Source organism: Pseudomonas sp. FW305-70, from assembly GCF_058783925.1.
The window spans coordinates 1-22,665 of the sequence record NZ_JBYSYZ010000003.1 but is presented as its reverse complement, the minus strand read 5'-3'; the positions used below and the strand labels follow the sequence as shown (position 1 = coordinate 22,665).

Annotated in this window: 20 protein-coding genes, 4 tRNA genes and 1 rRNA gene; all 25 read right to left on the bottom strand. The window is 55.7% G+C overall.

All coding sequences use genetic code 11. The features are described 5' to 3' along the window. Positions 1 to 7 precede the first annotated feature (7 nt). A complete protein-coding gene (gene rplB / locus AC3WN7_RS02965; RefSeq protein ID WP_003228734.1) occupies positions 8 to 832 on the bottom strand; it encodes a 50S ribosomal protein L2 in 825 nt (274 codons plus the stop codon). A 14-nt stretch (positions 833 to 846) separates the two neighbouring features. Continuing rightward, positions 847 to 1,146, bottom strand: coding sequence for a 50S ribosomal protein L23 (gene rplW, locus AC3WN7_RS02960; RefSeq protein WP_002555488.1), 300 nt, complete (start codon positions 1,144 to 1,146; stop codon positions 847 to 849). Further along, positions 1,143 to 1,745, bottom strand: a complete 603-nt coding sequence (rplD, locus tag AC3WN7_RS02955; protein WP_003228735.1) for a 50S ribosomal protein L4 — start codon at positions 1,743 to 1,745, stop codon at positions 1,143 to 1,145. The genes rplW and rplD overlap by 4 nt, the downstream gene beginning before the upstream one ends. A 12-nt stretch (positions 1,746 to 1,757) precedes the next feature. Continuing rightward, positions 1,758 to 2,393 carry a 50S ribosomal protein L3 gene (gene rplC, locus AC3WN7_RS02950; RefSeq protein ID WP_003186059.1) on the bottom strand — a complete coding sequence of 212 codons (636 nt, stop codon included), beginning with the start codon at positions 2,391 to 2,393 and terminating at the stop codon, positions 1,758 to 1,760. A gap of 80 nt (positions 2,394 to 2,473) precedes the next feature. Beyond that, on the bottom strand, positions 2,474 to 2,785 hold the full coding sequence (rpsJ, locus tag AC3WN7_RS02945; protein ID WP_003186070.1) for a 30S ribosomal protein S10: 312 nt from the start codon (positions 2,783 to 2,785) through the stop codon (positions 2,474 to 2,476). 157 nt (positions 2,786 to 2,942) lie between these two features. Beyond that, the gene (gene tuf / locus AC3WN7_RS02940; RefSeq protein ID WP_008053875.1) at positions 2,943 to 4,136 is read right to left on the bottom strand and encodes an elongation factor Tu; all 1,194 of its coding nucleotides are present in this window, start codon (positions 4,134 to 4,136) and stop codon (positions 2,943 to 2,945) included. 30 nt (positions 4,137 to 4,166) lie between these two features. After that, positions 4,167 to 6,272 (bottom strand): elongation factor G, encoded by a 2,106-nt coding sequence (gene fusA, locus AC3WN7_RS02935; RefSeq protein ID WP_057400627.1) that lies wholly within the window; start codon positions 6,270 to 6,272, stop codon positions 4,167 to 4,169. Positions 6,273 to 6,302: 30 nt separating this feature from the next. Further along, entirely contained in the window at positions 6,303 to 6,776 is a 474-nt protein-coding gene (rpsG, locus tag AC3WN7_RS02930) for a 30S ribosomal protein S7 (RefSeq protein WP_007970418.1), read from the bottom strand. 108 nt (positions 6,777 to 6,884) lie between these two features. Then, on the bottom strand, positions 6,885 to 7,256 hold the full coding sequence (gene rpsL, locus AC3WN7_RS02925) for a 30S ribosomal protein S12 (RefSeq protein WP_003186084.1): 372 nt from the start codon (positions 7,254 to 7,256) through the stop codon (positions 6,885 to 6,887). Positions 7,257 to 7,472: 216 nt separating this feature from the next. Then, the gene (gene rpoC / locus AC3WN7_RS02920; RefSeq protein ID WP_007970416.1) at positions 7,473 to 11,672 is read right to left on the bottom strand and encodes a DNA-directed RNA polymerase subunit beta'; all 4,200 of its coding nucleotides are present in this window, start codon (positions 11,670 to 11,672) and stop codon (positions 7,473 to 7,475) included. A 64-nt stretch (positions 11,673 to 11,736) separates the two neighbouring features. Then, positions 11,737 to 15,810, bottom strand: coding sequence for a DNA-directed RNA polymerase subunit beta (gene rpoB, locus AC3WN7_RS02915; RefSeq protein ID WP_007970415.1), 4,074 nt, complete (start codon positions 15,808 to 15,810; stop codon positions 11,737 to 11,739). A 220-nt stretch (positions 15,811 to 16,030) separates the two neighbouring features. Continuing rightward, a complete protein-coding gene (rplL, locus tag AC3WN7_RS02910; protein WP_007970414.1) occupies positions 16,031 to 16,396 on the bottom strand; it encodes a 50S ribosomal protein L7/L12 in 366 nt (121 codons plus the stop codon). Between the two features lie 75 nt (positions 16,397 to 16,471). Continuing rightward, positions 16,472 to 16,972, bottom strand: a complete 501-nt coding sequence (gene rplJ, locus AC3WN7_RS02905) for a 50S ribosomal protein L10 (protein WP_007970413.1) — start codon at positions 16,970 to 16,972, stop codon at positions 16,472 to 16,474. Positions 16,973 to 17,170: 198 nt separating this feature from the next. Beyond that, positions 17,171 to 17,866: a 50S ribosomal protein L1 gene (rplA, locus tag AC3WN7_RS02900; protein ID WP_003186095.1), complete on the bottom strand. Its 696-nt coding sequence runs from the start codon at positions 17,864 to 17,866 to the stop codon at positions 17,171 to 17,173. Beyond that, positions 17,866 to 18,297: a 50S ribosomal protein L11 gene (gene rplK, locus AC3WN7_RS02895; protein ID WP_007933726.1), complete on the bottom strand. Its 432-nt coding sequence runs from the start codon at positions 18,295 to 18,297 to the stop codon at positions 17,866 to 17,868. The genes rplA and rplK overlap by 1 nt, the downstream gene beginning before the upstream one ends. A 117-nt stretch (positions 18,298 to 18,414) precedes the next feature. Beyond that, on the bottom strand, positions 18,415 to 18,948 hold the full coding sequence (nusG, locus tag AC3WN7_RS02890; RefSeq protein ID WP_007984405.1) for a transcription termination/antitermination protein NusG: 534 nt from the start codon (positions 18,946 to 18,948) through the stop codon (positions 18,415 to 18,417). 9 nt (positions 18,949 to 18,957) lie between these two features. Further along, the gene (gene secE / locus AC3WN7_RS02885) at positions 18,958 to 19,326 is read right to left on the bottom strand and encodes a preprotein translocase subunit SecE (RefSeq protein ID WP_102673697.1); all 369 of its coding nucleotides are present in this window, start codon (positions 19,324 to 19,326) and stop codon (positions 18,958 to 18,960) included. A 45-nt stretch (positions 19,327 to 19,371) separates the two neighbouring features. After that, positions 19,372 to 19,447 (bottom strand) — tRNA-Trp (locus tag AC3WN7_RS02880). A 173-nt stretch (positions 19,448 to 19,620) separates the two neighbouring features. Then, a tRNA-Thr gene (locus tag AC3WN7_RS02875) sits at positions 19,621 to 19,696 on the bottom strand. A 26-nt stretch (positions 19,697 to 19,722) separates the two neighbouring features. Then, positions 19,723 to 19,796 (bottom strand) — tRNA-Gly (locus AC3WN7_RS02870). 24 nt (positions 19,797 to 19,820) lie between these two features. After that, positions 19,821 to 19,905: transfer RNA gene (locus tag AC3WN7_RS02865), tRNA-Tyr, on the bottom strand. Positions 19,906 to 20,047: 142 nt separating this feature from the next. Beyond that, a complete protein-coding gene (locus AC3WN7_RS02860; protein ID WP_102673698.1) occupies positions 20,048 to 20,485 on the bottom strand; it encodes a hypothetical protein in 438 nt (145 codons plus the stop codon). Between the two features lie 7 nt (positions 20,486 to 20,492). After that, positions 20,493 to 21,242 (bottom strand): pantothenate kinase, encoded by a 750-nt coding sequence (locus AC3WN7_RS02855; protein WP_095965779.1) that lies wholly within the window; start codon positions 21,240 to 21,242, stop codon positions 20,493 to 20,495. Further along, positions 21,232 to 22,191 carry a bifunctional biotin--[acetyl-CoA-carboxylase] ligase/biotin operon repressor BirA gene (gene birA, locus AC3WN7_RS02850; protein ID WP_095965780.1) on the bottom strand — a complete coding sequence of 320 codons (960 nt, stop codon included), beginning with the start codon at positions 22,189 to 22,191 and terminating at the stop codon, positions 21,232 to 21,234. The genes AC3WN7_RS02855 and birA overlap by 11 nt, the downstream gene beginning before the upstream one ends. 135 nt (positions 22,192 to 22,326) lie before the next feature. After that, a 5S ribosomal RNA gene (rrf, locus tag AC3WN7_RS02845) occupies positions 22,327 to 22,442 on the bottom strand. Positions 22,443 to 22,665: the final 223 nt, after the last annotated feature.

Below are 22,665 nucleotides of genomic sequence, written 5' to 3'. Positions count from 1 at the left end.
CCTCTATTTACTTGCGACGACGGACGATCATTTTGTCGGTACGCTTATTACCACGAGTCTTCGCGCCCTTAGTCGGGAAGCCCCATGGCGATACCGGATGACGACCACCAGAGGTACGACCTTCACCACCACCATGTGGGTGGTCAACCGGGTTCATGGCAACACCACGAACGGTTGGGCGAACGCCACGCCAGCGTTTGGCACCGGCTTTACCCAGCGAACGCAGGCTGTGCTCGGAGTTCGAGACTTCGCCCAGGGTCGCACGGCATTCAGCCAGGACTTTACGCATTTCACCGGAACGCAGACGCAGGGTAACGTACACGCCTTCACGAGCGATCAGCTGAGCCGAAGCACCAGCGGAACGAGCGATCTGTGCGCCTTTACCTGGCTTCAGTTCGATGCCGTGTACGGTAGAACCGACTGGAATGTTGCGCAGTTGCAGAGCGTTGCCTGGCTTGATTGGAGCCAGAGCGCCTGCGATCAGCTGGTCGCCAGCACTCACGCCTTTAGGGGCGATGATGTAGCGGCGCTCGCCGTCTGCGTAGCAGAGCAGTGCGATGTGAGCAGTACGGTTTGGATCGTATTCGATACGCTCGACAGTGGCGACGATGCCATCTTTGTCGTTGCGACGGAAATCGACCATACGGTAATGCTGCTTATGACCACCACCGATGTGACGAGTGGTAATACGGCCATTGTTGTTACGACCACCAGTCTTCGATTTCTTCTCGAGCAGCGGTGCGTGAGGAGCGCCTTTATGCAGCTCCTGGTTGACCACCTTGACCACAAAACGGCGGCCAGGGGAAGTCGGTTTGCATTTAACGATTGCCATGATGCACCCCTTCCTTACTCAGCACTGCTGCTGAAATCGAGATCTTGGCCTGGCTGAAGGGAGATAACTGCCTTCTTCCAGTCATTACGCTTGCCCAGACCGCGAGCAGTGCGCTTGCTCTTACCCAGAACATTCAGGGTAGTTACACGCTCTACTTTCACGCTGAACAGGCTTTCGACGGCCTTCTTGATTTCCAGCTTGGTTGCGTCAGTAGCAACCTTGAAAACGAACTGGCCTTTCTTGTCTGCCAGAACCGTAGCCTTCTCGGAAACGTGCGGGCCAAGCAGAACTTTAAATACGCGTTCCTGGTTCATCCCAGCAGCTCCTCGAATTTCTTCACGGCCGACACGGTGATCAACACCTTGTCGTATGCGATCAGACTAACTGGATCGGAACCTTGCACGTCACGTACATCTACGTGTGGCAGGTTACGAGCAGCCAGGTACAGGTTCTGATCAACAGCGTCCGACACGATCAGAACGTCGGTCAGGCTCATGTTGTTCAGTTTGCCCAGCAGGTCTTTGGTTTTCGGCGTTTCAACGGCGAAATCCTGAACCACGACCAGACGATCAGTACGCACCAGCTCAGCAAGGATGGAACGCATTGCTGCGCGATACATCTTCTTGTTCAACTTCTGGGAGTGATCCTGAGGACGAGCTGCGAAAGTGGTACCGCCGCCACGCCAGATTGGGCTACGGATAGTACCGGCACGAGCACGGCCAGTACCTTTCTGACGCCATGGGCGCTTGCCGCCACCACGAACGTCGGAACGGGTCTTTTGCTGCTTGGAACCCTGACGGCCGCCGGCCATGTAGGCCACGACTGCTTGGTGAACCAGCGTCTCGTTGAATTCGCCGCCAAATGTCAGTTCGGAAACTTCGATCGCTTGAGCGTCATTTACATTTAATTGCATGTCAGCTTCCCCTTAACCGCGAGCCTTGGCTGCTGGACGTACAACCAAGTTGCCGCCAGTAGCGCCAGGAACAGCGCCCTTGACCAACAACAGATTGCGTTCAGCGTCCACGCGCACTACTTCGAGGGACTGCACGGTCACGCGCTCAGCGCCCATATGACCGGACATTTTTTTGCCCTTGAATACACGACCAGGAGTCTGGCACTGGCCGATAGAGCCTGGAACGCGGTGGGATACGGAGTTACCGTGGGTGTTATCTTGCCCGCGGAAATTCCAACGCTTGATCGTACCCTGGAAGCCTTTACCCTTGGACTGACCGGTTACATCAACCAGTTGACCAGCGGCGAAGATTTCAGCGTTGATCAGATCGCCGGCCTGGTACTCGCCTTCTTCAAGGCGGAATTCCATTACGGTACGACCAGCGGCAACGTTCGCTTTAGCGAAGTGGCCAGCCTGAGCTGCTGTTACACGCGAAGCACGACGCTCGCCGACAGTGACTTGCACTGCACGATAGCCATCGGTCTCTTCAGTTTTGAACTGGGTGACGCGATTCGGCTCGATCTCAATGACCGTGACCGGAATGGAGACACCTTCTTCGGTGAAAATACGGGTCATACCGCATTTACGACCGACTACACCAATAGTCATGTTGTAAACCTCATGAGTGTACGGGGCTTTCACCCGCTATGGCCGCCCATTTCAGAGCGTTACACGACTAAGACCGAGTCTTAGCCGAGGCTGATCTGCACTTCCACACCGGCCGCAAGATCAAGCTTCATAAGAGCATCAACGGTTTTATCCGTTGGCTGGACGATGTCCAGAACGCGCTTATGAGTACGGATCTCGTACTGGTCACGCGCGTCTTTGTTGACGTGCGGGGAGACCAGAACGGTGAACCGCTCTTTACGGGTAGGCAGTGGAATTGGACCACGCACTTGAGCACCAGTACGTTTCGCGGTTTCCACGATTTCCTGGGTTGATTGGTCGATCAGGCGATGGTCGAAAGCCTTCAACCTGATACGGATTTGCTGATTTTGCATTGGATTTCAGACTCCGGCTGCTATTCCCACCGGGCGCAATACGCCCGTTAAAAGGAGGCGCAATTCTATAGACGCCCCAGATAGGTGTCAACCCAATAAAAAAGCCCCCGCTGAGCGGGGGCTTTTCAAAGCATCGAAGCTATCTCAAAAGAGATGCTTACTCGATGATTTTGGCTACGACGCCAGCGCCGACGGTACGACCGCCTTCACGGATAGCGAAACGCAGGCCGTCTTCCATTGCGATGGTCTTGATCAGGGTAACTTCCATCTGGATGTTGTCACCTGGCATTACCATTTCAACGCCTTCTGGCAGCTGGCAGTTACCAGTCACGTCAGTAGTACGGAAGTAGAACTGTGGACGGTAGCCTTTGAAGAACGGAGTGTGACGACCGCCTTCTTCCTTGCTCAGAACGTAAACTTCTGCGGTGAACTTGGTGTGCGGCTTAACCGAACCCGGCTTAACCAGAACCTGGCCACGCTCAACGTCGTCACGCTTGGTACCACGCAGCAGAACGCCGCAGTTCTCGCCAGCACGACCTTCGTCGAGCAGCTTGCGGAACATTTCAACACCGGTGCAGGTGGTGGTGGTGGTGTCACGCAGACCAACGATTTCCAGTGCATCTTGAACGCGAACGATACCGCGCTCGATACGACCAGTCACAACAGTACCACGACCCGAGATCGAGAATACGTCTTCGATTGGCATCAGGAATGGCTTGTCGATAGCGCGCTCTGGTTCTGGGATGTAGCTGTCCAGAGTTTCAACCAGTTTACGAACGGCAGTGGTGCCCATTTCGTTGTCGTCTTTGCCTTCCAGCGCCATACGAGCCGAACCGATGATGATTGGAGTGTCATCGCCCGGGAAGTCGTAGGTGGACAGCAGGTCGCGAACTTCCATCTCGACCAGTTCCAGCAGCTCAGCGTCGTCTACCAGGTCAGCCTTGTTCAGGAAAACCACGATGTACGGAACGCCTACCTGACGGGACAGCAGGATGTGCTCACGGGTTTGTGGCATCGGACCATCAGCGGCCGAGCAAACCAGGATCGCGCCGTCCATCTGGGCAGCACCGGTGATCATGTTCTTCACATAGTCAGCGTGACCTGGGCAGTCAACGTGAGCGTAGTGACGGATCTTCGAGTTGTACTCGACGTGCGCGGTGTTGATGGTGATACCACGAGCTTTTTCTTCTGGAGCGCTGTCGATTTTATCGAAATCAACGATTGCGGAACCGAAAACTTCGGAGCAAACGCGAGTCAGAGCTGCGGTCAGAGTGGTTTTACCGTGGTCAACGTGACCGATGGTGCCAACGTTGACGTGCGGTAGGGAACGATCAAATTTTTCTTTAGCCACGACAATTAACTCCTTGCCTAAAGGACTGAATCAGCCTTGTTTTTTGGTAACGGTTTCGACGATGTGCGACGGAGCCGTATTGTATTTTTTGAATTCCATAGAGTAGCTTGCGCGACCCTGGGACATCGAACGAACGTCGGTCGCATAACCGAACATCTCGCCCAACGGAACTTCAGCACGGATCACCTTACCGGAAACCGTGTCTTCCATACCCAGAATCATGCCGCGACGACGGTTAAGGTCGCCCATCACGTCACCCATATAGTCTTCAGGCGTAACAACCTCTACCGCCATGATCGGCTCGAGCAACTCACCACCGCCCTTCTGGGCCAGTTGCTTGGTCGCCATGGAAGCAGCCACCTTAAACGCCATCTCGTTCGAGTCGACGTCGTGGTAAGAACCATCAAACACGGTAGCCTTCAGGCCGATCAGCGGATAGCCGGCAACTACGCCGTTCTTCATCTGCTCTTCGATACCCTTCTGGATAGCCGGGATGTATTCCTTAGGAACCACACCACCCACTACTTCGTTCACGAATTGCAGACCTTCCTGACCTTCGTCAGCAGGAGCAAAACGAATCCAGCAATGACCGAACTGGCCACGACCACCGGACTGACGAACGAACTTGCCTTCGATTTCGCAATTCTTCGTGATGCGCTCACGATACGAAACCTGAGGCTTACCGATGTTGGCTTCGACGTTGAACTCACGGCGCATCCGGTCAACCAGGATGTCCAGGTGCAACTCGCCCATGCCAGAGATGATCGTCTGACCAGTCTCTTCATCAGTCTTGACGCGGAAAGACGGGTCTTCCTGAGCAAGTTTGCCCAGAGCGATACCCATTTTTTCCTGGTCATCCTTGGTCTTAGGCTCTACGGCAACCGAAATAACCGGCTCCGGGAAGTCCATGCGAACCAGGATGATTGGCTTGTCAGCGTTGCACAAGGTTTCACCAGTGGTGACGTCCTTCATGCCGATCAAGGCCGCGATGTCGCCAGCGCGTACTTCCTTGATCTCTTCACGGGCGTTTGCGTGCATCTGCACCATACGACCCACACGCTCTTTCTTGCCCTTGACCGAGTTGATCACGCCGTCGCCGGAGGCCAACACGCCCGAGTAAACACGAACGAAGGTCAGGGTACCCACGAATGGGTCAGTAGCGATTTTGAACGCCAGAGCCGAGAACGGCTCGTTGTCGTCTGCATGACGCTCCATCTGCTTTTCCTCGTCATCCGGGTCAGTACCCTTGATGGCAGGAATGTCAGTTGGTGCAGGCAGGTAGTCGATAACGGCGTCGAGAACCAGGGGAACACCCTTGTTCTTGAAGGAAGAACCGCAAACAGCCAGAACGATCTCACCAGCGATAGTACGCTGACGCAGAGCACCCTTGATTTCCTCGATGGAGAGCTCTTCCCCTTCGAGGTACTTGTTCATCAGCTCTTCGCTGGCTTCGGCCGCAGCCTCAACCATGTTGTTGCGCCACTCTTCAGCCAGCTCCTGCAGTTCAGCAGGGATGGCTTCACGACGAGGAGTCATACCCTTGTCGGCATCGTTCCAATAAACGGCTTCCATGGTCATCAGATCGATCTGACCCTGGAAGTTGTCTTCGGAACCGATAGCCAGCTGGATAGGCACCGGAGTGTGACCCAGACGCTGCTTGATCTGAGCGATCACGCGCAGGAAGTTCGCACCGGCACGGTCCATCTTGTTCACGTAAACGATACGTGGAACGCCGTACTTGTTGGCTTGACGCCATACGGTTTCGGACTGAGGCTCAACGCCGGAGGTGCCGCAGAACACAACGACCGCGCCGTCGAGTACACGCAGGGAACGTTCAACTTCAATGGTGAAGTCTACGTGACCCGGGGTATCGATGACGTTGAAGCGGTATTGGTCTTTGTGCTGCTTGGCCGAACCCTGCCAGAAGGCGGTAATGGCAGCAGAAGTAATGGTAATACCACGCTCCTGCTCCTGAACCATCCAGTCAGTGGTCGCAGCGCCATCATGCACTTCGCCCATCTTGTGGCTTTTGCCAGTGTAAAAAAGGACGCGCTCGGTGGTGGTGGTTTTACCAGCATCCACGTGAGCAACGATACCGATGTTACGGTAGCGATTAATCGGTGTAGTACGAGCCATAAAGCCCTCGCAAAATGAGTGACGCTAGAATTAGAAGCGGTAGTGCGAGAAAGCCTTGTTGGCTTCAGCCATACGGTGCACGTCTTCACGCTTCTTAACTGCAGCACCTTTACCTTCGGCGGCGTCCAACAGTTCGCCAGCCAAACGCAGAGCCATAGACTTCTCGCCGCGCTTGCGGGCGAAGTCTACCAACCAGCGCATTGCCAGAGCGTTACGACGGGAAGGACGAACCTCGACCGGAACCTGGTAAGTAGCACCACCAACGCGGCGCGACTTCACTTCGACCAGCGGAGCGATGGCGTCGAGTGCTTTTTCGAAGAGTTCCAGGGGATCGGTGCCGGCCTTACGAGCCTTCACGGTATCCAGGGCACCATAAACGATACGCTCGGCAACGGCCTTCTTGCCGCTTTCCATTACGTGGTTCATGAATTTGGCGAGGATTTGGCTTCCGTATTTCGGATCGTCCAGAATCTCACGCTTGGCTGCTACGCGACGTCTTGGCATTGATAAGCCCTCAAACGGTCTTCAGGTTAGCCCGGGACAGATCCTGTGGATACGTGCCCGACCTTACTCTTATCGACTCAATAAAATGAATAACTGCAAAACGGCCGATTACTTCGGACGCTTGGTACCGTACTTCGAACGACCCTGGTTACGACCTTTAACACCGGAAGTATCCAACGAACCGCGAACGGTGTGGTAACGAACACCTGGCAAGTCTTTTACACGACCGCCGCGGATCAGTACCACGCTGTGCTCTTGCAGGTTGTGGCCTTCACCACCGATGTACGAGGAAACCTCGAAACCGTTGGTCAGACGCACACGGCATACTTTACGCAGTGCCGAGTTAGGTTTTTTCGGCGTGGTGGTGTACACACGGGTGCACACGCCACGGCGTTGCGGGCAGTTCTGCAGCGCAGGCACGTCGGATTTCTCGACGATACGCTTACGCGGCTGACGTACCAGCTGGTTGATAGTTGCCATCTACTAGCTCCACTGTTGTCTTGCGACGCTATTGTCTTGCAAGAAAAGCAAAATGGCAGGAACGAGTTCCCGCCAAATTTAGGGGTACAAGAGTCTAAAGAGGATCTTGTCCCCAGTCAAGGCAAGGCCCCGCCCTCCCCGCTCATCCAATCTCGACAATTTGTCTCGATTCGATGAACGGAGTGACCAGGGCCTCACACTCATTTACCGCAGAACTCAGTTACCGCTCGAGTTCAGCGCTTCGGTCAGTGCAGCTTCCACTTCACTGGCGCTTACGCGCAACGGTTTGTCTGCATCACGGCGACGCTTACGCTCGCTGTGATAAGCCAGACCGGTACCAGCCGGGATCAGACGACCCACGACCACGTTTTCTTTCAGGCCGCGCAGGTAATCGCGCTTGCCGGTTACCGCCGCTTCGGTCAGTACGCGGGTGGTTTCCTGGAAGGAAGCCGCCGAGATGAACGATTCGGTGGACAACGACGCCTTGGTGATACCCAGCAGTACACGAGTGAACTTGGAGACAAACTTGTCTTCAGTCGCCAGGCGCTCGTTCTCTACCAGTACGTGAGTCAGTTCCATCTGGTCGCCCTTGATGAAACTGGAATCGCCGGATTCAGCGATTTCAACTTTACGCAGCATCTGACGCAGGATGGTCTCGATGTGCTTGTCGTTGATCTTCACGCCTTGCAGACGGTAAACGTCCTGGATCTCGTTAACGATGTACTTGGCCAGCGCACTCACACCCAGCAGACGCAGGATGTCGTGTGGATCGCTCGGACCGTCGGAGATAACTTCGCCGCGGTTTACCTGTTCGCCTTCGAACACGTTCAGGTGACGCCACTTCGGAATCAGCTCTTCGTACGGATCGCTACCGTCGTTCGGGGTAATGACCAGACGGCGCTTGCCCTTGGTCTCTTTACCGAACGCGATGGTGCCGCTGACTTCAGCCAGAATCGACGCTTCTTTCGGACGACGGGCTTCGAACAGGTCGGCAACACGCGGCAGACCACCGGTGATGTCACGGGTCTTCGAAGTTTCTTGCGGAATACGAGCGATAACATCACCGATCGCAATCTTCGCACCGTCCGCTACACCGACCAGGGCGTTGGCTGGCAGGAAGTACTGAGCGATAACGTCAGTGCCTGGCAGCAACAGATCCTTGCCGTTGTCGTCGACCATCTTAACGGCTGGACGGATGTCCTTACCGGCAGCTGGACGATCTTTGGCGTCGAGTACTTCAATGTTGGTCATACCGGTCAATTCGTCAGTCTGACGCTTGATCGTGATGCCTTCTTCCATGCCCACGTAGGTCACGGTACCTTTCATTTCGGTAACGATCGGGTGAGTGTGCGGATCCCACTTGGCCACGATGGCGCCAGCGTCGACCTTGTCACCTTCTTTAACCGAAATCACGGCACCGTACGGCAGCTTGTAACGCTCACGCTCACGACCGAAGTCATCAGCGATGGCCAGCTCACCGGAACGGGACACGGCAACCAGGTGACCGTCCACTCGCTCAACGTGCTTCAGGTTATGCAGACGGACGGTACCGCCATTCTTCACCTGAACGCTGTCGGCTGCGGAGGTCCGGCTTGCCGCACCACCAATGTGGAACGTACGCATCGTCAGCTGGGTACCCGGCTCACCGATGGACTGGGCAGCGATAACGCCGACCGCTTCACCGATGTTCACCTGGTGACCACGAGCCAGGTCACGGCCGTAGCACTTGGCGCAAATGCCGTAGCGGGTTTCGCAGCTGATCGGCGAACGCACGATCACTTCGTCGATGCTGTTCAGCTCGATGAACTCGACCCACTTCTCGTCTACCAGGGTGCCAGCAGGAACGATGACGTCCTCGGTACCCGGCTTGAATACGTCACGGGCAATAACACGACCCAATACGCGCTCACCCAACGGCTCTACAACGTCACCGCCTTCAATGTGCGGAGTCATCAGCAGACCGTGTTCGGTGCCGCAATCGATCTCGGTTACAACCAGATCCTGCGCCACGTCTACCAGACGACGAGTCAGGTAACCCGAGTTCGCCGTTTTCAACGCGGTATCCGCCAGACCTTTACGAGCACCGTGAGTGGAGATGAAGTACTGAAGTACGCTCAAACCTTCACGGAAGTTCGCAGTAATCGGCGTTTCGATGATGGAGCCGTCCGGCTTGGCCATCAGGCCACGCATACCGGCGAGCTGACGAATCTGTGCTGCGGAACCCCGCGCACCCGAGTCGGCCATCATGTACATCGAGTTGAACGATTCCTGGTCGACTTCGACGCCATGACGGTCGATGACTTTCTCTTTCGAGAGGTTGGCCATCATCGCCTTGGAAACTTCGTCGTTCGCCTTGGACCAAAGGTCGATCACTTTGTTGTACTTCTCGCCCTGGGTTACCAGGCCGGAGGCGTACTGGCTCTCGATCTCTTTCACTTCGTCGGTGGCTGCACCGATGATGCGGGCTTTTTCATCCGGGATAACGAAGTCGTTAACACCGATGGAAACGCCGGAGATGGTCGAGTAGGCAAAACCGGTGTACATCAACTGGTCAGCGAAGATAACGGTCTCTTTCAGACCAACCACGCGGTAGCACTGGTTGATCAGCTTGGAGATCGCCTTTTTCTTCATCGGCAGGTTGACGACGTCGTACGACAGACCTTTTGGCACAACCTGGAACAACAGCGCACGGCCGACAGTGGTGTCGACGATACGGGTGTTGGTCACGCTGCCGCCGTCACGGTCGTTGACGGTTTCGTTGATCCGGACTTTGACCTTGGCGTGCAGTGCGGCTTCGCCGGCACGGAACACACGGTCAACTTCCTGCAGATCCGCGAATACACGACCTTCGCCCTTGGCGTTGATCGCTTCACGCGTCATGTAGTACAGACCCAATACAACGTCCTGCGACGGAACGATGATTGGCTCACCGTTGGCTGGCGACAGAATGTTGTTGGTCGACATCATCAACGCACGCGCTTCCAGCTGGGCTTCCAGCGTCAGCGGTACGTGCACGGCCATTTGGTCGCCGTCGAAGTCGGCGTTGTACGCGGCGCATACCAGAGGGTGCAGCTGGATAGCCTTACCTTCGATCAGTACCGGTTCAAACGCCTGGATACCCAGACGGTGAAGGGTCGGTGCACGGTTGAGAAGAACCGGGTGTTCGCGAATCACTTCAGCGAGAACGTCCCAAACTTCCGGCAGCTCGCGCTCGACCATCTTCTTGGCAGCTTTGATGGTGGTTGCGAGACCACGCATTTCCAGCTTGCCGAAAATGAACGGTTTGAACAGCTCGAGAGCCATCTTCTTCGGCAGACCGCACTGGTGCAGACGCAGGGTCGGACCTACGGTAATTACCGAACGGCCGGAGTAGTCAACACGCTTACCGAGCAAGTTCTGACGGAAACGACCCTGCTTACCCTTGATCATGTCAGCCAGGGATTTCAGAGGACGCTTGTTGGAACCTGTGATAGCGCGGCCACGACGACCGTTGTCGAGCAGTGCGTCGACGGCTTCCTGCAACATACGCTTTTCGTTGCGCACGATGATGTCCGGAGCGGACAGATCCAGCAGGCGCTTCAAACGGTTGTTACGGTTGATCACTCGACGATACAGATCGTTGAGGTCGGAAGTTGCGAAGCGACCGCCATCCAGCGGGACCAGTGGACGCAGATCTGGCGGCAGAACCGGCAGAACGGTCAGCACCATCCACTCTGGCAGGTTGCCGGAACCCTGGAAGGCTTCCATCAACTTCAGACGCTTGGACAGCTTCTTGATCTTGGTTTCCGAGTTGGTTTGCGGAATTTCTTCACGCAGGCGGCCAATCTCGTGCTCCAGGTCGATAGCGTGCAGCAGTTCGCGGACAGCTTCGGCACCCATGCGGGCATCGAAATCGTCGCCGAACTCTTCCAGCGCTTCGAAGTACTGCTCGTCGTTCAGCAGCTGACCTTTTTCAAGGGTGGTCATGCCTGGATCGATAACGACGTAGCTCTCGAAGTAGAGAACGCGTTCGATATCACGCAGGGTCATATCCATCAGCAAGCCGATACGGGACGGCAGCGATTTCAGGAACCAGATGTGGGCAACCGGCGAGGCCAGTTCGATGTGCGCCATGCGCTCACGACGAACTTTTGCCAGCGCGACTTCAACACCGCACTTCTCGCAGATCACACCGCGGTGCTTCAAGCGCTTGTACTTACCGCACAGGCACTCGTAATCCTTTACCGGGCCAAAGATCTTGGCGCAGAACAGGCCGTCACGCTCAGGTTTGAACGTACGGTAGTTGATGGTTTCCGGCTTTTTAACTTCACCGAACGACCACGAACGGATCATCTCAGGCGATGCCAATCCGATACGGATGGCGTCGAACTCTTCGACTTGACCCTGGTTTTTCAGCAAATTCAGTAGGTCTTTCAAGGCCTTTCCTCCTGGCGGAGCAGAGAGCGGGCAATCCTGCCCCGCTCTCGATTCGCGTCACGTGTTATTCGGTTTCCAGATCGATATCGATGCCGAGGGAACGAATTTCCTTGATCAACACGTTGAAGGACTCGGGCATGCCCGGCTCCATACGGTGATCGCCATCCACGATGTTTTTGTACATCTTGGTACGGCCGTTCACATCGTCCGACTTCACTGTGAGCATTTCTTGCAGAGTGTAAGCGGCACCGTATGCTTCCAGTGCCCAGACCTCCATCTCCCCGAAACGCTGACCACCGAACTGCGCCTTACCACCCAGCGGCTGCTGGGTAACCAGGCTGTACGAACCGGTAGAACGCGCGTGCATCTTGTCGTCTACCAAGTGGTTCAGCTTCAGCATGTACATGTAGCCAACGGTGACCGGGCGCTCGAACTTGTTGCCGGTACGGCCGTCGGTCAGCTGCATCTGGCCGCTTTCTGGCAGGTCCGCCAGTTTCAGCATGGCCTTGATTTCACTTTCCTTGGCGCCGTCGAACACTGGAGTGGCCATTGGAACGCCGCCACGCAGGTTTTGAGCCAGATCCAGGATTTCCTGGTCCGAGAAGTCATCGAGGCTTTCCTGACGACCGCCGATCTCGTTGTAGATCTCGTGCAGGAACTTACGCAGCTCGGCAACCTTGCGCTGCTCTTCAATCATGCGGTTGATCTTCTCGCCCAGACCTTTGGCCGCGAGGCCCAGGTGGGTTTCAAGGATCTGACCAACGTTCATACGCGAAGGTACGCCCAACGGGTTGAGGACGACGTCGACCGGGGTGCCATTGGCATCGTGCGGCATGTCTTCAACCGGCATGATCACGGAGACCACACCCTTGTTACCGTGACGACCGGCCATCTTGTCGCCCGGCTGGATGCGACGACGGATTGCCAGGTAGACCTTGACGATTTTCAGCACGCCTGGAGCCAGGTCATCGCCTTGCTGCAGCTTGCGCTTCTTGTCTTCGAACTTGTCGTCCAGCAGACGGCGACGATCAACGATGTAGGCCTGGGCCTTCTCGAGCTGCTCGTTCAGAGCATCTTCAGCCATGCGCAGTTTGAACCACTGGCCGTGCTCAAGACCGTCGAGAACTTCGTCGGTGATGTCCTGGCCTTTCTTCAGACCGGCGCCGCCTTCGGCTTTGTGGCCGACCAGAGCGGAACGCAGACGTTCGAAAGTAGCACCTTCAACGATACGGAACTCTTCGTTCAGGTCCTTGCGGATCTCGTCCAGCTGGGACTTCTCGATCGACAGGGCACGAGCATCACGCTCAACGCCGTCGCGGGTGAAGACCTGTACGTCGATGACAGTACCTTTGGTACCGGTAGGTACACGCAGGGAGGTGTCTTTAACGTCGCTGGCTTTTTCACCGAAGATCGCACGCAGCAGTTTTTCTTCCGGAGTCAGCTGGGTCTCGCCTTTCGGAGTGACCTTACCGACCAGGATATCGCCTGCGCCAACTTCAGCACCTACGTAAACGATACCGGCTTCGTCCAGCTTGTTCAGTGCCGCTTCACCCACGTTCGGGATGTCGGCAGTGATTTCCTCTGGGCCAAGCTTGGTGTCACGAGCCACACAGGTCAGTTCCTGGATGTGGATCGTGGTGAAACGGTCTTCCTGAACAACACGCTCGGACAGGCAGATGGAGTCTTCGAAGTTGAAGCCGTTCCATGCCATGAACGCGATGCGCATGTTCTGACCCAGAGCCAGTTCACCCATGTCGGTGGACGGACCGTCGGCCATGATGTCGCTACGCTGAACCCGATCACCTTTACGCACCAGCGGACGCTGGTTGATGCAGGTGTTCTGGTTGGAGCGGGTGTACTTGGTCAGGTTGTAGATGTCGACACCGGCTTCACCGGTTTCAACTTCGTCATCGGCAACACGAACCACGATACGGCTGGCGTCGACGGAGTCGATCACGCCGCCACGACGAGCCACGACGCAAACGCCGGAGTCACGGGCTACGTTACGCTCCATGCCGGTACCTACCAGCGGCTTGTCAGCGCGCAAGGTCGGTACAGCTTGACGCTGCATGTTCGAACCCATCAACGCACGGTTGGCGTCGTCGTGCTCGAGGAACGGAATCAGCGACGCAGCAACCGAAACTACCTGCTTCGGCGATACGTCCATCAAGGTGACGTCTTCCGGCGCCTTGACGGTGAATTCGTTCAAGTGACGAACAGCTACCAGCTCGTCGATCAGGACTTTCTTGTCGTTCATCGTGGCCGAAGCCTGAGCGATCACGTGATCAGCTTCTTCGATGGCGGACAGGAACACGATCTCGTCGGTGACCAGAGCGTCTTTCACCACGCGGTACGGGCTCTCGAGGAAGCCGTACTGGTTGGTGCGGGCATAAGCGGCCAGGGAGTTGATCAGACCGATGTTCGGACCTTCCGGCGTTTCAATCGGGCATACACGACCGTAGTGAGTCGGGTGTACGTCACGAACTTCAAAGCCGGCACGCTCACGCGTCAGACCGCCAGGGCCGAGTGCAGAAACACGGCGCTTGTGGGTGATCTCGGACAGCGGGTTGTTCTGGTCCATGAACTGGGACAGCTGGCTGGAACCGAAGAACTCTTTCACCGCCGCAGCCACTGGCTTGGCGTTGATCAGGTCTTGCGGCATCAGGCCTTCGCTTTCAGCCATCGACAGACGCTCTTTGACCGCACGCTCAACACGTACCAGGCCAACGCGGAACTGGTTCTCGGCCATTTCGCCTACGCAGCGAACACGACGGTTACCCAGGTGGTCGATGTCATCGACGATGCCTTTACCGTTACGGATGTCGACCAGGGTCTTCAGTACCGCGACGATGTCTTCCTTGCACAGCACGCCCGAACCTTCGATCTCGGTGCGACCGATACGACGGTTGAACTTCATCCGGCCGACCGCAGACAGGTCATAGCGCTCAGGGCTGAAGAACAGGTTGTTGAACAGGGTCTCGGCAGCGTCTTTGGTTGGCGGCTCGCCAGGACGCATCATGCGATAGATCTCGACCAGCGCTTCCAGTTGGTTGCTGGTGGAGTCGATCTTCAAGGTGTCGGAGACGAACGGACCGCAGTCGATATCGTTGGTGTACAGAGTTTCGATGCGAACAACGCCGGCCTTGGCGATTTTTGCCAGGATCTCGGTGTTCAGCTCGGTGTTGCACTCTGCCAGGATTTCGCCGGTTGCCGGATGCACGATGACCTTGGCGGTTGTGCGGCCCAGGACGTAGTCCAGAGGCACATCCAGCTCTTTGATACCGGCTTTTTCCAGCTGGTTGATGTGGCGAGCGGTGATACGACGACCCTGCTCGACAATAACCTTGCCTTTGTCATCCTGAATATCGAGGACAGCGATTTCACCGCGCAGGCGCTGAGGCACCAGCTCCAGGCTCAGGGTCTCGCCCTTCACGTGGAATACGTTGGTGGTGTAGAACGCGTCCAGCACTTCTTCGGTGGTATAGCCGAGCGCGCGCAGCAGTACCGATGCAGGCAGCTTGCGACGACGGTCGATACGCACGAAAACGCAGTCTTTCGGGTCGAACTCGAAGTCCAGCCACGAACCGCGGTAAGGAATGATGCGCGCGGAGTACAGCAGTTTACCGGAGCTGTGCGTCTTGCCACGGTCGTGGTCGAAGAACACGCCCGGGGAACGGTGCAGCTGGGAAACGATTACACGCTCGGTACCGTTGATTACGAAGGTACCGTTTTCAGTCATCAGGGGGATTTCACCCATGTAGACTTCTTGCTCTTTGATGTCCTTGATCGCTTTGTTCGACGATTCTTTGTCGAAAATGATCAGGCGCACTTTTACCCGCAAAGGTACGGCGTAAGTTACACCGCGCAATACGCATTCTTTGACATCAAATGCCGGTTCGCCCAGACGATATCCGACGTACTCCAGCGCAGCATTGCCGGAGTAGCTGATGATCGGGAAAACGGATTTGAAGGCCGCATGCAGGCCCACGTCGCGGAACTGATCTTTAGTCGCTCCCGCTTGCAAGAATTCACGATACGAATCCAGCTGGATGGCCAGGAGGTACGGCACATCCATGACGTCCGGCAACTTGCTAAAGTCCTTGCGGATACGTTTTTTCTCAGTATATGAGTAAGCCATCAGCGTTCCCCAGCTTGGTCACCTGCTTGTTTGGCCCCTCCCGACGGGAGCAGCCAGAAAATCGTGCAAACCCCATGGTTTGCGCCACCGCATCGGGTGGTTACAGCACGTTATCGGCACCAACCCAGTCGGCTGCCAATAACGGAAAAAGGCCGGTGGCAAGAGCCACCAGCCATCAGCCTGTCGCTTAACGCTCGGGCTGGAGGAGCAAAGTCGATGCTTACTTCAGCTCGACTTTAGCGCCTGCTTCTTCCAGAGCTGCTTTGGCTTTGTCAGCTGCGTCTTTGGCAACAGCTTCCAGAACCATGGCAGGTGCGCCGTCAACTACAGCCTTGGCTTCTTTCAGGCCCAGACCGGTCAGTTCACGTACAGCCTTGATCACGTTAACTTTCTTCTCGCCAGCTTCGGTCAGCATGACGTTGAATTCGGTTTGCTCTTCAGCAACGGCAGCAGCAACGGCAGGACCTGCCGATGCAGCAGCAGCGGTAACACCGAATTTTTCTTCGAAAGCTTTGATCAGCTCAACAACTTCCATTACGGACATGTTGCCAACTGCTTCAAGGATATCGTTCTGAGAGATAGACATGAATCTAATTCCTGATATTGGGGACGGCCTACGCGACCATCGAAAAAAACAAAAAACGCGAGAAGTTGACGAGCCTTAGGCTGCAGCAGCTTCTTTCTGGTCGCGAATTGCCGCCAGAGTACGAGCCAACTTGCTGGTAGCGCCTTGAATCACGCTCATCAGCTGAGAAATTGCTTCGTCACGGGTCGGCAGAGTTGCCAGTACGTCGATTTGGTTAGCTGCGAGGAACTTGCCCTCGAACGCAGCTGCCTTGATCTCGAACTTGTCCTGACCCTTTGCGAATTCCTTGAAGATCCGGGCAGCAGCGCCTGGATGTTCCTTGGAGAACGCAATCAGGGTAGGGCCGGTGAACACGTCGTTGAGGACACTGAATTCAGTGTCAGCAACAGCGCGCTTGAGCAGGGTGTTACGTACAACACGTACGTAAACGCCAGCTTCACGAGCCTCTTTACGGAGTCCGGTCATCGCGCCTACTGTTACGCCACGGGCATCAGCCACGACAGCGGACAGAGCGACTTTGGCAGCCTCGTTGACTTCAGCGACGATGGCCTTCTTGTCTTCGAGTTTAATTGCCACGGGTTTAACTCCTGCTTGTTACCGTTTCATCTGGTCGAAACCGGATGTCGTTTTGGTGTCTGATTCGGTAAGGAACCGGGAGCACCATCTGCGTAGGCTTGTGGTTTAAGACTTGCGTCGCCTACGGTCTTGGATAGCCCCCGCCAGGCAGGGACCCCAATTTTTCAATTGGCGCAATCGCTTGCGCCAATCTGTGTCTTACGCGTCGAGCGAGCTCTGGTCGATAACCAGACCTGGGCCCATGGTGGTGCTCAGGGTAACGCGCTTGACGTAGATGCCTTTCGAGGAAGCTGGCTTGATACGCTTCAGATCAGCGATCAGGGCTTCAACGTTTTCCTTCAGCTTGACGGCGTCGAAGCCGATCTTGCCAACGGAAGTGTGGATGATGCCGTTTTTGTCGGTGCGATAACGAACCTGACCAGCTTTGGCGTTTTTAACCGCGGTAGCTACGTCTGGAGTTACGGTGCCGACTTTAGGGTTAGGCATCAGGCCACGTGGACCGAGGATCTGACCCAACTGACCTACAACGCGCATGGCATCCGGGGATGCGATCACTACGTCATAGTTCAGGTCGCCGCCTTTCATTTCGGCAGCCAGGTCGTCCATGCCTACACGGTCAGCGCCGGCAGCCAGAGCGGCTTCAGCAGCTGGACCCTGGGTGAACACGGCAACGCGAACGGTCTTGCCAGTGCCGTGTGGCAGCACGGTAGCGCTACGAACGACCTGGTCGGATTTACGCGGGTCAACACCCAGGTTTACAGCTACGTCGAACGACTCGCTGAACTTGACAGTCGACAGCTCGGCCAGCAGGGCAGCAGCGTCTACAAAGTTGTAGGCCTTGCCTGCTTCGATTTTGCCGGCGATAGCCTTTTGACGCTTGGTCAGCTTAGCCATTACACACCCTCCACGTTAAGGCCCATGCTACGAGCAGAACCGGCGATAGTACGCACGGCTGCTTCCATATCAGCTGCAGTCAGATCCGCGTTTTTGGTTTTCGCGATTTCTTCCAGCTGAGCACGAGTTACGGTGCCAACCTTAACGGTGTTCGGACGAGCGGAACCGCTGGTCAGACCGGCCGCCTTCTTCAGCAGAACCGAAGCAGGGGTGGATTTGGTTTCGAAAGTGAAGCTACGGTCGCTATAGACAGTGATGATCACTGGAGTCGGCAGACCTGGCTCAAGACCCTGGGTACGGGCGTTGAAAGCCTTGCAGAATTCCATGATGTTCACGCCGTGCTGACCCAGAGCAGGACCAACAGGTGGGCTTGGGTTAGCCTGAGCGGCCTTCACTTGCAGCTTGATGTAAGCGGTAATCTTCTTGGCCATGAGGCACTCCAATTACGGGTTCGAACGCCTCGAGAGGCTCCCCGGTTACTTGCGCGTTTATCCCAGTGACGACAAAACCCCACAGCCTACGGCTGCGGGGTTGGGATTGTTGCTCAGCTAGACCTTTTCGACCTGGCTGAACTCGAGCTCCACCGGAGTAGAGCGACCGAAAATGAGCACTGCGACCTGAATCCGGCTCTTTTCGTAGTTAACTTCTTCAACAACACCGGTAAAGTCCGCGAATGGACCGTCATTGACACGTACCGACTCGCCCGGCTCGAACAACGTCTTCGGCTTCGGCTTGTCGCTACCATCAGCAACGCGGCGCAGAATCGCTTCTGCTTCCTTATCGGTGATCGGTGCCGGCTTATCGGCAGTACCGCCGATGAAACCCATCACCCGAGGAGTATCCTTGACCAAGTGCCAAGTACCCTCGTTCATATCCATCTGCACCAGCACGTAGCCAGGGAAGAATTTGCGTTCGCTTTTGCGCTTCTGGCCATTACGCATTTCAACCACTTCTTCAGTGGGAACCAGAATCTCGCCGAAGCCGTCTTCCATACCGGCCAGCTTTACGCGCTCGATCAGCGAGCGCATTACATGCTTCTCGTAACCGGAGTAAGCATGCACAACATACCAACGCTTAGCCACGGGACACCCTTAGCCGACAATCAAGGAAACAAGCCAGCCGAGCAGGGAATCAAGCCCCCACAACAGCAACGCCATAACCAGAACAACAGCCACCACAATCAGGGTGGTCTGCGTGGTTTCTTGGCGAGTTGGCCAAACGACTTTACGAATCTCGGTGCGAGCTTCCTTAACCAGTACAAAGAAAGACTTGCCCTTGGCCGTCTGCAAGCCTACAAAGGCAGCTACAGCAGCAATGGCAAGCAATGCGAGTACGCGGTACAGGATCGGCGAAGCAGAAAAGTACTGATTGCCAACAACGCCAACAACCACCAGAGCGACTACTACAAGCCACTTGAGGAGGTCGAAACGAGAGCCTTGAGCTTCAGCTTTAGGAGTCATCTATGAAGATCCTGTGAAAAGAAAGCCAGACACACCAGGTGAATCTGGCAGGTCAGGAGGGAATCGAACCCCCAACCTACGGTTTTGGAGACCGTCGCTCTGCCAATTGAGCTACTGACCTAAAACAAAATCAGGCCGACCATTATGCCGACCCGAAAAAGACTTTACAACACTTACCAGGCAATCCCGACTGCAACACCAGCATCTGCGACACCGGCAACCCCGAAAACACAACGAGGCGCAACCACAACCACCTAAAACAAAGGCAGATATTTTCATATCTGCCTTGTTATATGGAGCTCTTGAGCGGATTTGAACCGCTGACCTCACCCTTACCAAGGGTGTGCTCTACCAACTGAGCTACAAGAGCGTAACACCGTGCAAAACCTGTAAACTTGGAGCGGGTAGCGGGAATCGAACCCGCATCATCAGCTTGGAAGGCTGAGGTTCTACCACTAAACTATACCCGCGAGGCTTACAGCTCTCGCTAAAAATGGTGGAGGGGGAAGGATTCGAACCTTCGAAGTCGTAGACGTCAGATTTACAGTCTGATCCCTTTGGCCGCTCGGGAACCCCTCCTAAGCGAGCCGGCATTCTACATCATGCCAGCCTTCTGTCAAGCATTTTCTCAATTAAATCTTGAGGTTAGCTGCGTTGACCTCGCTTCACATCGCTAACCGTTTCCGGTGTTCGCTGTGGAGCGGGCGCCATTCTATGCAAACTATTCGGTGGGCGCAACCCCCTCGCACGGCATTATTTTATGTTTTAACTCATTGAATTCTTTAGAAAGGTTTTGCAGCTGCAGATCGTCCAGCCAACGCCGGCTTTCCGGTGCAATACGCACCCAATACCCTGCGCTTTCCGAGCTCCTGGACAGGGGCTGGTATTTGACCTCCATCCCGCTCAACCGACGCTCAACCGCCTGCGCGGCGTCCTGACGCGTATAACCCCCCAGATAAAGACAGCCATTGTCTGGCGAGACAGCTTTAGCCTTCTCTTTGGAGGCGTCACCCGCTTCGCTCAACAGGCGTATATCCTGCTGAGACCCGCGATACAGACTCAAAGGCGTGACATCCTTCGCGCGCAGCGGAGCCTCTTGTTGATGCCAGATGTAGTAAAAGCCATTGAGGACAAGCAGCAGCAGAAACAACCAACGCATAAAAACCTCAGGACAAGGGACAGGCCATGGCCAATCCGACAAACACCAAGTCCGGAACCACCCTGGCCCGAGGCACGACCTCAGAAACCAGGCTCGCATCCCCCCCGGTGAGGAATACGACAAAGTCCTCACCCCAGTAGCTGCGCGCCAACTCGAGCTGAGTCATTACGAAGCCGCGCAACATCAACAAACAACCACGCTCGACAGCCTCGACAGTCGCACGACCCGGAACAAGACTTTCCAGAGCCTGCTCCGCCGCCAGATCCCCGTAACGAATTTTGCGCGTATGGGTACGCAACTGGTTGCGCATCAACGGCATGCCCGGACAGATGAAACCACCCAGGTGCTCTCCATTAGAAGCGATAAAGTCCGCAGTCACGGCCGTACCGAAGTCGAGCACCAGGCACGCACCTGAAGCCAGATGAAAGCCTCCCAGCATTGCAAGCCACCGATCCAGACCCAGCCGCTCAAACTCTTCATAACCGTTGCGCACGCCTGACATTTCGCGAGCAGGCGCTGCGCACACTATCGGCACATCAAAGGTATCCTTCAGCAAAGACGTCAGCGCACCGGTCTCTTCCGCAGTCCTGACGCTCACCAGCCGGCAAAACGTGAGGGCAAGCCCTTTGAGCTCCCCCAACCCCTCAAGCAATGCGAGATTGGAATCGACAACCCCCTCACCAAGCACCTGCCCGGCATTCGCTGCAAGCACGCGCCACTTGATGAAACTATTCCCACAATCGAGCTCAAGAATCATCACGCAACCTCAGGCTCAATTCACCACCACTGAAGACTTTCTCCACACCATCCACCTTCAGGCGCAGAGCGCCTTGGCCATCAATACCAAGCACCTCACCATCAATTTGATTGACACCGGCAATCAACGACACGCTTCGCCCCTGCCACAGGTGATTTTGCTCCCACTCTGTCTGGATGGCCAAAAAACCACCCGCCTGATGACGAGCCAGGTATCGCTGCAGCATCTCCCCCAACATAGCGACCAATTGGTTGCGATCAAACGATTTGCCTGATTCGAGCCGCATGGATGTCCATTGCTGATCCACCTCGTCAGCGGACTGCATGTTCACATTGATTCCCACCCCCAGAACCACATGGCACACATCAGCAGGGTCACCAACCAGCTCGAGCAGTATTCCAGCGATCTTTTTCTGCCCCACCAGGACATCGTTGGGCCACTTCAATCCAGCGGCTGCAATACCAAGCTCACGCAACGTCTGCAAAACAGCGAGCCCAACGACGAGACTCAAGCCCTCCAACTGGCGCATCCCACCATCAATGCGCAGCACCAGGCTGTAATAGACGTTTTCTGCGAAGGGACTGACCCATTTACGACCCCGTCGCCCGCGCCCGGCTGTCTGCCGCTCCGAAAGCACAAGAAAGGGCGCAGCCTGCCCCCGCTCTATGGCACGCAGCGCCTCGGCGTTCGTGGAGTCGATTGAATCGTAAACCTGGACGGGCCAGTCGCAAGAAATCGCCCGGGCACTGATCTCGGAAGGATCGAGCAGCGCTAATGGCGCGGACAATTGATAGCCGCGCCCACGAACTTTATGAATGGACAATCCCAGCTCAGCTTCTAAATGCTGAAGCTGCTTCCACACGGCGCTACGACTGACGCCCAGGGCAGCACCCAATGCTTGACCCGAATGGAATCGGCCATCTTTAAGAAGCTTTAACAACGTCAGCATGCAGGTCTCGCCTCACAATGAGGCCCGCATGATAGCCACGCGCCGAGCTATTGCATAGAAATCCAGTAGCCGTGACTTTTCTGCGGACAAAAACAAAACCCCAACTGCTTTCGCAATTGGGGTTTCGGAATTTAATCTTGACGATGACCTACTCTCACATGGGGAAACCCCACACTACCATCGGCGATGCATCGTTTCACTGCTGAGTTCGGGATGGGATCAGGTGGTTCCAATGCTCTATGGTCGTCAAGAAATTCGGGTACTGAGTCGTGACCGGTTGGCCGCGCTTCAGCAAATTGGGTATGTAATAGAGTTCGGTGTTTTGTGAGCGTCGAACTTTCGGTTCGTTTCGTCTTCACACACCGCAATCTGGCTCTGCTCTTTATTCAGGAGCAGTCAAATTGCTTGGGTGTTATATGGTCAAGCCTCACGGGCAATTAGTATTGGTTAGCTCAACGCCTCACAGCGCTTACA